The organism is Arthrobacter sp. TB 26 (assembly GCF_000427315.1).
Taxonomy (GTDB): Bacteria; Actinomycetota; Actinomycetes; order Actinomycetales; family Micrococcaceae; genus Arthrobacter.
In genome coordinates this window covers 1-10,403 of sequence record NZ_AUPJ01000114.1, presented here as the reverse complement: position 1 = coordinate 10,403, position 10,403 = coordinate 1, and the positions used below count along the sequence as shown (strand labels likewise).

Here is a 10,403-nt window from a genome sequence, read left to right as displayed (position 1 = left end):
AGCCATTGGCGCCAACCACGGCGGGAAGGTTCCCGGAACGTACCCGGACCTGCTGGAGCTGCCCGGCGTGGGCAGCTACACGGCGGCGGCCGTCGCCGCGTTCGCCTTCGGCCGCCGCGAAACCGTGGTGGACACCAACATCCGCCGCGTGCATGCCCGCCTGTTTTCCGGGGCTGCCCTGCCATCGCAGTCGCTGAATGCTGCGGAGATGCGGCTTGCCGCGCAGGCGCTTCCGGACGACGCCGGCTCTTCCGTGCGTTGGAACGCCTCCGTCATGGAGCTGGGGGCGCTGGTGTGCACGGCGCGGTCGCCGAAGTGCGGGGAATGTCCGGTCAGTAACTCCTGCGCCTGGCTCGCAGCCGGTGAGCCGCCGCCGACGTACACCCCGAAGGGGCAGTCGTGGCACGGAACGGACCGCCAGGTTCGCGGAGCCGTGCTGGCGGTGCTCCGCGTGGCCGAGTCCCCGGTGGCCCCGGAGCTGTTCCAGCAGGCCGCCACGGACCTTGGCTTCGAACCGGCCGGGATCGGAATCCCGCTGGCCGCCCTGCACCGGCTCAACACTGCTCCGGAGCAGCTGGAGCGCGCGCTGTCCGGGCTGCTGAGCGATGGACTCGCCGAGCTGGATCCGGCCGGTTTCCGGCTGCCCGCCTGATCTTCACCCCGCCCCCGAAGGCGCGACCCCTAGCTGGACTGCGCTCCCGGAACTACCCTGAAGCATGCGCACAGTCGCGGCCGTCCTGGGCCTGGGTTGCACCGCACTGCTGGCCGCCGGGTGCCAGCCCCAGACCGTGTGCCCGGCGATCGCGCAGGCACCGGTGGTGGTTCTGACCGTGGCACGGGAGTACGCCGGCATGGTGAACACACTGCGGCTCACGGCGTGCCAGGACGGGAACTGCGCCGAGGCTGATCTTGTGCTGTTCCCGGGGAGTACCACGGTGGACCAGGGCTGTGAACCAGGGCCGTACGGCAGGGACCGTCCTTGTTCGGCGACCGCCTCGCCCGACGGCACCCTGACAGGGACACTCATGCTGGATCACCTCTCCGAGTCCCCCATCGAAGCCAGCTTGGGCGGCACCGACGCCCGCGGCCTCGCCCTGCCGGTCCGGACCCTGACGTTCACGCCGCGGGTTGCCTACCCGTTCGGCGAACAGTGCGGCAGGTTCATCTCAGCCGGGGTCCTCCTGGATGCGGACGGCCTCCGGCAGGCCGGCTAGTCCACGTGGAGAAAGGCAAACGCCGTGAACTCGCAGAACATCAGCCGCTGGATCCGTGCAGGGTTGTGGGCCCTGGCCGTCTCGTGGCTCGTCACCGCCTGGGCCACCCTGGAGCCGCAGCCGGACCAGGAGAAGGACCCGGAGGCCTGGGCCCGGTTCGTCAGCTCCGGCTCCTACCAGTTGAGTCACCTGCTCGGCAGCACGGGAGGCACGGTCCTTGCCATCTTCGGGGCCCTCGCCCTGGGCTGTTGCCTGGCCAACAGCCGGGTGGGACGCCTGGCGCTGGCTGCGATGGTGACCACTGTCGCCGGTACTGCCTGGCTGATGGTCCCGGCTGTGATTTCCACGTTTGCCACTCCCGCGATAGGAAAGGCCTATCTCGGCGGCAACCAGGAGGTGATGCAGCTGGAGTTTCCGGGGTCCATGACGGGGGCGTTCCTGGTTGGCCTGCTGCTCGCGTTCCTCGGCAACGTACTGCTGGGCATCGCGGTGTGGCATTCCCACGTGCTGCCGCGCTGGGCCGGGGCAGTCTGGGTGACTGGCGCCGTCGTGTTCTATGTCCTGGGCGTCGTCCTGGGGCAGTCGACGACGGGAAGCAGCCTGCCGACCCAGACCGCCGGGGCCGTGCTCATGGCAGTTGCCGCCTGCTGGGTCGCATGGTCCGGCCCCCGGCAGAGCACGTCGGCGCCCGACCTGACCGCCGCCGGCACGGCTTGAGACGGCGCCCTAGGGTTCGCCGAAGCCGGCCGTGATGAGTCCTCGCAGGTAGTCCACGGCTTTGGTGGCCTCCGGGCCGCTGGCTTCGACGTGCAGCACCGTGCCCTTTACCGCCCCGAGCATCATGAGCTCAGTCATCGACGCGCCGTCGGCGCCGTTGACGGTCACCTCGGCGTCCATGCCGGACAGTCCGCCGGCGATCTTCGCCGCCGGACGGGCGTGCATACCGGCCAGGTTGATGAGTTCAAAGTCCCCTGTCGCCTCAGGCGGCCGGTGCGCGTGGGCGTGCTGGACAGCAGCTGGCGGCCGGTAGACGGCTTCCGCGGCTTCCTTCACGCCGTGGGGATCAGCTCCGGCCTGGGCCGCCACGGCGGCTGCGACGAGGCCCTCGACGAGTGGCGCGTCGGCCAGCAGCACTGACGAGGGATCCGCCAGGAACTCCACCGCGGACTCGGCTGTCATCACGGCCGAGCCGAGGTCCGTCAGGACCACTATGCCGTCGCTGTTGGCGTCCCCGGCCTGTTCCAGCGCCGCCATGATCCGCCCGAGGCTGGTGCCGATCCGGCCGTCGTCGGTGCCGCCGGCGGGGAGAATCAAGACGTCGGGTGCCATCTGGGCGGCGAGTTCGACGGCGCCGTCGGCAATCTTTTCGCTGTGGGAGACGACGACGAGATTGACCGTCACTCGGCAGCCCCGACGGCGGCGCGCAGGATCAGGGCAGTCGAGACGGCCCCCGGATCCCGGTGGCCGATGCTGCGCTCGCCCAGATAGCTGGCACGTCCCTTGCGCGCGAGCATCGGGTCCGTGGATACGGCGCCGGCTTCGGCTGCCTCCGCGGCGGCCACCAGGACCTTGTGTACATCGCTGTCTCCGGCAGCTGTTGCAGCCGCGTCAACCGCAGGGGTCCAGGCATCGACCATCGTCTTGTCGCCCGATTCCGCCTTGCCGCGGGCCACGATCCCGTCCCGCGCGGCCTGGAACGCCGAGGCGAGAGTGGCTGCGTCGATGTCCGCCGCCTCACCCAGCGCCGTCGCCGCCCGGAGGAAAGCCGTGCCGTACAGCGGGCCGGCAGCTCCGCCGACCTTGGACATCAGGGTCATGGCGGTCAGCTTCAGTGCCGCTCCAGCCGTTTCCGGCGGCGCCTCGGCAATCTTGACCATCACCGCTTTGAAGCCGCGGTCCATGTTCTCGCCATGGTCCGAATCGCCGATCGGCCTGTCCAGTTCGATGAGCTCTTCCCGGTGCTCCGCCATCGCCTCGGCTGAGAGGGTCAGCCACCGCAACGCCCAGTTGACGTCCAGCCCCACGTCAGACGCCCCAGCGGAGCGCAGGGGTGTGGACGGGAGCATCCCAGAGCGCGGTCATCTCATCGTCGAGGCGCAGGACGGTAATGGAGCATCCCTGCATTTCGAGGGAGGTGATGTAGTTGCCGACCAGTGAGCGCGCCACGGTGATGCCCTGCGCTGCCAGTTGCTGCGCGGCCCGGCGGTACACAATGTAAAGCTCGCTCTGCGGGGTGCCTCCCATGCCGTTGACGAACAGGAGCACCTTTTCCCCGGAGGTCAGCCCGAGGTCGCTGACCACCGGTTCCAGCAGGCGGTCGGTGATGCCGTCGGCGTTCTCCATCGGAATCCGGTGCCGGCCGGGCTCACCGTGGATGCCGATGCCGATCTCGATTTCGTTTTCCTCCAGGACGAAGCTTGGCGATCCGGCGTGCGGGACGGTGCAGGCGGTCAATGCGACGCCCATGCTGCGTACGTTCTGGTTGACCCGGTCGCCGATGGCCGCGACGGCGTCGAGGTTGTCGCCGCGTTCCGCGGCGGCACCGGCGATCTTTTCCACCAGGACGGTTCCGCCCACGCCGCGCCGTCCGGCGGTGTACAGCGAGTCCTCCACCGCAACGTCGTCGTTCACCAGCACGGTCCGGATCTCGACACCTTCCGCCTGGGCCAGCTCCGCGGCGGTCTCAAAGTTGAGGACGTCACCGGTGTAGTTCTTCACGATGTGCACGACGCCGGCGCCTGAGTTGACGGCGAGCGTGGCCGGCAGGATCTGGTCCGGTGTGGGCGAGGTGAACACGGCGCCCGGCACCGCGGCGTCGAGCATTCCGAGGCCGACGTAGCCTCCGTGCAGGGGCTCGTGCCCGCTGCCGCCGCCGGAGACCAGGCCGACCTTTCCTGCCACCGGCGCGTCCTTGCGCACGATGTACTTGGGGTCCGCAAAGACGGTCACGAGGTCGGCATGGGCAAGCCCGAAGCCCTCCACTGACTCGTCAACCACGGCGCGGGGATCATTGATGAGCTTCTTCATGGCTGTGCTCCCTGGATGGTGTCCTGGCTGCTTGCTTAGACCCTACTACCGGGGCCCCTGCCAGCGGTAGGCTCCGGTTTCACAACCTGGGATGCGGAATCGCGGCGATGTCGGACGGCAGCCCGCCGCGCGATCCGCGGGAGGATCAGCTTGGTTTATCGGCCCATAACGGGAAGTTCGGCCAGGCATCGCTGCCAAGCCAGGAGAACGGCGGCGCGTTGAGACGCCCCCGGTTGGTCCGGGGCGCTGCAGGGCCGGTGCCGGAAACGAGACCCGGGCGATGGCCCGTCGCCGGGTCCTCAGCCGCATCTTCCCCGGCGCGCGGATCCGCGGACTGGCGTGCTGTGGCCCCGCCGGCGATAGTCATTTGGAATGCGGAGAAATCTGGAAAAATCACGCGTTCGTGCAATTTCGTGCCTCCGGAATTAAAGTGGTCCACCCCCTGGACCGGGATCAGTTTATCCATCAAATTTATGGATGGGAAGACCCGGTCCCGCACTCCGGTCCGGCGAGGTCTTCCAGACCGTTTTCGGGGGCCTCGGACCTACAGCGTTTTGATCATCCGGGTGTTGCCGAGCGTGTTGGGCTTCACCCGGGCGAGGTCCAGGAACTCGGCAACGCCCTCATCATGCGAACGCAGCAACTCGGAATACACCACGGGGTCGACGGCGGTCTGGTCGGCCATGACTTCGAAGCCGTGCTTTTTGAAGAAGTCCACCTCGAAAGTCAGGCAGAAGACCCGGGAAACGCCCAGCGCCCGGGCGTCCTCCAGCAGCCGCTCAACCAGCAGGTGGCCCACACCCTTCCCCCGCCAGGCGGCCGAGGCCGCGAGCGTGCGCACTTCGGCGAGGTCCTCCCACATCACGTGCAGGGCTCCACAGCCGATCACTTCGCCGTCCGGCGACTCGGCGATCCGGAACTCCTGCAGGCTCTCGTAGTAGGCCACGGTTTCCTTGGCCATGAGGATCCGCTGATCGGCCAGTGGAGCCACGAGCGTCTTGATCGCCCCGACATCGCTGGTGCGGGCAAGGCGGATGCGGATTTGTTCAGTCACAGCCCAATCTTACGGGGGCTGGTTGTTGTGGCTTCATAAGGTAACCGATGCACGGGGCGGAGGAGGCTGGGACATTTACGTAGCGTGCGTCTAAGCGAGGAACGAGCGAGCACGCGGTAAATGTCCCAGCCTCCGAGCCGGAGGTGAGCCCGACGTGAGCCGGAGGTGAGCCGGAGGTGAGCCGGAGACTAGAGACCCAGCTCCTCAGGCACCGGCAGATCCTTGTCCAGCAGGTTTTTCGCGAGGAAGTGCTCGACTACGCCGTACCAGACCTTGGCGTGCCTCGGCTGCAGGATCCAGTGGTTCTCATCCGGGAAGTAAAGGAAACGGTGGCCGGTCTCGCCGTTCTCGTCGGCCGCGAGCTGGGACTTGGAGAGGAGCTCGTACCAGAGCCGAAGGCCCTCGCCGATCGGGACGCGGTAGTCCTTGTCCCCGTGGATGACGAGCATCGGCGTGCTGATGTTCTCCACGTGCAGGTGCGGCGAATTCTCAAGCGCCATCTCGGCCGTCATTTCCTTGAGCCAGTACTGCGCGGCGTCGGTGGTGGGGCCGAACTGGTCCAGCGCCCAGAGGCTGGCGTGGGTGACGATCGCCTTGAACCGGTCCGTGTGGCCGGCCACCCAGTTCGCCATGTAGCCGCCGAAGGAACCACCCATGGCCGCCGTGCGTGACTCATCAATGTCCGGCCGCTGCACAACGGCGTCGGTGATGGCCATCAGGTCGGTGAACGGAGCTTTGCCCCATTCACCCCAGCCGCGCTGGATGTGGTGCTGGCCGTAACCGGTGGAGAGCGCCGGGTCCGGCAGCAGCACGGCATAGCCCCGGGCCACAAGCAGCCAGGGGTTCCAGCGCCACGTCCAGGCATTCCACGAACCGAGCGGACCGCCATGGATCCAGAGCAGCAGGGGTGCCGGGTTCCCGGCCGTGGCCCCTTCCGGGAGTGCCAGGTATGCCGGCACGCGGGTGCCGTCGGCCGCCGTCGTCTCCACGCGTTCCAGCGAGCCCTTGTAGTGCGGGCGTTCCGCGGGAGCAGGGAGCCTGGCGACGTCGCCGCTGGCGAGGTCGATCCGCACCGCTTCCGCGGGGAATTCGTAAGAGCTGCGCAGGGCATAGGCGGTGCAGCCGTCCGGGGCAACGACGACGTCGGTGTACGCGGCCGTGTCGGCAGTCAGGCGTGTGACGTGCCCGGCTCCACCGTCTCCGGTCACGCTGATCCGGAAGACCGGCGAGGCACCGTCCTCATCTGCGGTCGCAAGCAGGGCTGATCCGTCCGGCAGCCAGGCGGCGGGGTGCGGCCAGCGGTCCCAGCCGTGGGCGAGCGGCGTCAGGGCGGCGTCGCCTGTCGTCTGGGGCGCAGCGCCGGACACGTCGAGCAGGTGCAGCTTGACCTGCGGGGCCGCCTCCGGCGTGGTGTCGCTCTCGCTGAGCACCACGAGCGTCCGGTTGTCAGGGCTGACCGGCCCCGGGAAGTAGCTCATTCCCTCGGTATCGAGCAGGACCTTGCGGGTCCCGGTGGAGACGTCGATCGCGACGAGGATTGACCGTGAATTTGCGCGGGCCAGCGGTTTGTTGAAGCTGCTGTAGATGGTCTTGCCGTCCGGGCTGACCACTGGCTCTGCGTCGCGGAGGCCTGCTCCGGCGTCGGGCGTGAGGTTGCGGAGTTTGAGCGGCGCCGCGGCGTCAACGGTTGCGGGTTTGCCCGGCTCCTGCTCCTCGCCCGGTTCGACGGCGAAGAGCCTCGGCTGGGCGGGCCCGAGGTCGGCGTCCCAGTAGCGGACGGGGTAGCCGCTGTGCAGGATGGCCGCGACCTTGTTGTCTTTGCGCGCCTTGCGGCGTTCCTCATCACTGTCCTCATCCGCGGCCCCGGCCAGGACGGAGGCGTTGATGAAGAGCGCGCCGCTCTCCTTGGCCGCAAGGAGTGCACTGACTCCGCCGGCCCGGGTGAGCACGACGCGGGCCTCGCCGCCGTCCGCGGGCAGCATCCACAGGGCGTTCACGGGCTCCGCCTCCGGCGTTTCCGGGTCGGGTCGCGCGGAGCCGAAGTACAGATCACCGCTGGCGGCGAACACGGCCCCGGCCTCCCCCTTGGCACTGCGCGTGATCCGGCGGGCCTGTTTCTGGCCTTCGGGATCCAGTTCCCACAGGGCGGTGCCGTATTCGGTGCCCTTTGGGTTAAGGGTGGCCACGGTGGTGACCAGCCGCTTTCCGTCGGGGCTCAAGGCCAGGCCGCTCACCCTGGGGATGGCGAGGTAATGGTCCAGGTCATGGAAGGGTGTTTCGGGTTTTTCGCTCAGGGTCTCTGAATCGTTGGAAGCCATGCACCGATTCAACACCCCCTGTGCGGCGGATCACACCAATTTCACCCACAGTGAAACACTGCTTTCACAATCCTTCAGGACCGGCGCTTGGCGCTCTCACGGCTGGGGGCCTACGGACGCAAAGGCCCCGCCTCCCTTTTCAGGAAGACGGGGCCTTTGAGCCGATGCCTAGACGCTCGGAGCGATCTCCGGGATGCGCGGCTTCGTGTTGCCCGCGAAGGTGAACTTGGCGTCGTCGCCTTCGCCGTCCACATCCACTACAACGATGTCGCCGGCGTGGATTTCGCCGAAGAGGATCTTCTCGGAGAGCTGGTCCTCGATCTCGCGCTGGATGGTCCGGCGCAGCGGCCGGGCACCCATGGCGGGGTCGTAGCCGCGGGTTGCCAGCAGGATCTTGGCCGCGGGCGTGAGCTCGATGCCCATGTCCTTGTCCTTGAGGCGCTTCTCCAGCCGGCCGACGAACATGTCCACGATCTCGATGATCTCGTCCTGGGTCAGCTGCGGGAAGACCACAACGTCGTCGACACGGTTCAGGAACTCGGGGCGGAAGTGCTGCTTGAGCTCCTCCGTGACGCGGGCCCGCATCCGGTTGTAGCCGGTCTGCGTGTCCGTGCCCGACTGGAAGCCGGTGGCAACGCTCTTGGAGATGTCCCGGGTGCCGAGGTTGGTGGTCATGATGATCACGGTGTTCTTGAAGTCCACCACGCGGCCCTGGGAGTCGGTCAGGCGGCCGTCTTCCAGGATCTGCAGCAGCGAGTTGAAGAGGTCCGCGTGGGCCTTCTCCACTTCGTCGAACAGCACCACGGAGAACGGACGACGGCGGACCTTCTCGGTCAGCTGTCCGCCTTCCTCGTAGCCCACGTATCCCGGAGGGGCACCGAAGAGGCGCGACACCGTGTGCTTCTCCGAGTACTCGGACATGTCCAGGGTGATCAGCGCGTCTTCCTCACCGAAGAGGAATTCGGCCAGGGCCTTGGCGAGCTCGGTCTTGCCGACGCCGGTGGGGCCGGCGAAGATGAACGAACCGCCCGGACGCTTCGGGTCCTTCAGGCCGGCACGAGTGCGGCGGATCGCCTGGGACAGGGACTTGATGGCCTCGTCCTGGCCGACAACGCGCTTGTGCAGCTCGTCTTCCATCTTCAGCAGCCGCGAGGACTCTTCCTCAGTCAGCTTGAAGACCGGGATGCCGGTGGAGTTCGCCAGCACCTCGGCGATGAGATCCTCATCCACCTCGGAGATGTCGTCCATGCCGCCGGTCTTCCACTGGCGTTCCTTCTCGGCACGCTCGGCAATGAGCTTCTGCTCCTTGTCGCGCAGCGAGGCGGCGCCTTCGAAGTCCTGCGCGTCAATCGCAGACTCCTTCTCCAGCTTCATGGCCGCGATCTTCTCGTCCATCACCTTGAGCTCCGGCGGGGCGGTCATCCGGCGGATGCGCAACCGGGCGCCGGCCTCATCGATCAGGTCGATCGCCTTGTCCGGCAGGAAGCGGTCCGAAATGTAGCGCTCGGAGAGGCTGGCTGCCGAGGCGAGGGCGCCGTCGGTGATGGTGACGCGGTGGTGCGCCTCGTACCGGTCGCGGAGGCCCTTGAGGATCTCGATCGCGTGAGCGACGGAGGGTTCCTTGACCTGGATCGGCTGGAAACGGCGCTCCAGCGCGGCATCCTTTTCGATGTGCTTGCGGTACTCGTCCAGCGTGGTGGCACCAATGGTCTGGAGCTCGCCGCGGGCCAGCATGGGCTTCAGGATCGAGGCCGCATCGATCGCGCCTTCGGCTGCACCGGCACCCACGAGGGTGTGGATCTCATCGATGAACAGGATGATGTCGCCGCGGGTGCGGATTTCCTTGAGGACCTTCTTGAGCCGCTCTTCGAAGTCACCGCGGTAGCGCGAGCCTGCCACGAGGGACCCGAGGTCCAGCGTGTACAGCTGCTTGTCCTTGATGGTCTCCGGGACGTCGCCGCGAACAATCGCCTGGGCAAGGCCCTCGACGACGGCGGTCTTGCCGACGCCGGGCTCACCGATCAGTACGGGGTTGTTCTTGGTGCGGCGGGAAAGGACCTGCATAACGCGTTCCATTTCGGATTCGCGCCCGATGACGGGGTCCAGCTTGTTCTCACGCGCGGCCTGGGTCAGGTTGCGGCCGAACTGGTCCAGCACGACGGAACCGGCCGGAGTGCCTTCGGCCTGGCCTGGGCCAACACCGGCACCGGTGGTTTCCTTGCCCTGGTAGCCCGAGAGCAGCTGGATGACTTGCTGGCGGACGCGGTTGAGGTCAGCACCGAGCTTGACCAGCACCTGGGCGGCTACACCTTCACCCTCGCGGATGAGGCCGAGCAGGATGTGCTCGGTGCCGATGTAGTTGTGTCCCAGCTGCAGCGCCTCGCGGAGCGAGAGTTCCAGGACCTTCTTGGCGCGGGGGGTGAAGGGGATGTGTCCGGACGGGGCCTGCTGGCCCTGGCCGATGATCTCCTGTACCTGCTCGCGGACGCCGTCGAGCGAAATGCTCAAGGACTCAAGGGCTTTGGCCGCAACACCTTCACCTTCATGGATCAGACCCAAAAGGATGTGTTCGGTACCAATGTAATTGTGGTTCAGCATGCGTGCCTCTTCTTGGGCAAGCACAACTACGCGACGGGCACGGTCCGTAAATCGCTCAAACATTTCGCCACACTCCTAGCTACGACGTACTTTGATGCTACGTGTCCGGGTTCAAGATTTGGGGCTTGTTCGCCACAGGGGAAACCGGGGTGACGCGGCCGCGTCACATCGGGGCTCAAACTCGGGCCGGTC

General features: G+C 67.2%; 8 protein-coding genes and 1 pseudogene. 3 read left to right on the top strand and 6 right to left on the bottom strand.

The features are described 5' to 3' along the window. The 3 genes and pseudogenes from K789_RS0103520 to K789_RS0103510 all read left to right on the top strand — a co-directional run. Positions 1–652, top strand: a pseudogene (locus K789_RS0103520) (A/G-specific adenine glycosylase); the annotation flags it as partial. Between the two features lie 64 nt (positions 653–716). After that, on the top strand, positions 717–1,214 hold the full coding sequence (locus K789_RS0103515) for a hypothetical protein (RefSeq protein ID WP_024365550.1): 498 nt from the start codon (positions 717–719) through the stop codon (positions 1,212–1,214). 24 nt (positions 1,215–1,238) lie between these two features. Next, complete coding sequence (locus tag K789_RS0103510) at positions 1,239–1,931, top strand: hypothetical protein (RefSeq protein WP_024365549.1); 693 nt, start codon at positions 1,239–1,241, stop codon at positions 1,929–1,931. Between the two features lie 9 nt (positions 1,932–1,940). Here K789_RS0103510 and dhaM read toward each other — a convergent pair whose 3' ends face one another. The 6 genes from dhaM to K789_RS0103480 all read right to left on the bottom strand — a co-directional run bounded on the left by dhaM (position 1,941) and on the right by K789_RS0103480 (position 10,274). Beyond that, on the bottom strand, positions 1,941–2,615 hold the full coding sequence (gene dhaM / locus K789_RS0103505; RefSeq protein WP_024365548.1) for a dihydroxyacetone kinase phosphoryl donor subunit DhaM: 675 nt from the start codon (positions 2,613–2,615) through the stop codon (positions 1,941–1,943). Next, a complete protein-coding gene (gene dhaL, locus K789_RS0103500; protein ID WP_024365547.1) occupies positions 2,612–3,238 on the bottom strand; it encodes a dihydroxyacetone kinase subunit DhaL in 627 nt (208 codons plus the stop codon). Before dhaL ends, dhaM begins: the two co-directional genes overlap by 4 nt. A gap of 1 nt (position 3,239) precedes the next feature. Beyond that, positions 3,240–4,241 carry a dihydroxyacetone kinase subunit DhaK gene (gene dhaK, locus K789_RS0103495; protein WP_024365546.1) on the bottom strand — a complete coding sequence of 334 codons (1,002 nt, stop codon included), beginning with the start codon at positions 4,239–4,241 and terminating at the stop codon, positions 3,240–3,242. 544 nt (positions 4,242–4,785) lie between these two features. Then, the gene (locus tag K789_RS0103490; RefSeq protein ID WP_024365545.1) at positions 4,786–5,295 is read right to left on the bottom strand and encodes an amino-acid N-acetyltransferase; all 510 of its coding nucleotides are present in this window, start codon (positions 5,293–5,295) and stop codon (positions 4,786–4,788) included. Between the two features lie 188 nt (positions 5,296–5,483). Continuing rightward, positions 5,484–7,613: a prolyl oligopeptidase family serine peptidase gene (locus tag K789_RS0103485; RefSeq protein ID WP_024365544.1), complete on the bottom strand. Its 2,130-nt coding sequence runs from the start codon at positions 7,611–7,613 to the stop codon at positions 5,484–5,486. Between the two features lie 168 nt (positions 7,614–7,781). Then, positions 7,782–10,274 (bottom strand): ATP-dependent Clp protease ATP-binding subunit, encoded by a 2,493-nt coding sequence (locus K789_RS0103480; RefSeq protein ID WP_024365543.1) that lies wholly within the window; start codon positions 10,272–10,274, stop codon positions 7,782–7,784. Between the last annotated feature and the right edge of the window lie 129 nt (positions 10,275–10,403).

Coding starts and splice junctions, on each gene's coding strand:
- K789_RS0103515 (WP_024365550.1), top strand. CDS start 717: ATGCGCACAGTCGCGGCCGTCCTGGGCCTGGGTTGCACCGCACTGCTG.
- dhaK (WP_024365546.1), bottom strand. CDS start 4,241: ATGAAGAAGCTCATCAATGATCCCCGCGCCGTGGTTGACGAGTCAGTG.
- K789_RS0103485 (WP_024365544.1), bottom strand. CDS start 7,613: ATGGCTTCCAACGATTCAGAGACCCTGAGCGAAAAACCCGAAACACCC.
- K789_RS0103480 (WP_024365543.1), bottom strand. CDS start 10,274: ATGTTTGAGCGATTTACGGACCGTGCCCGTCGCGTAGTTGTGCTTGCC.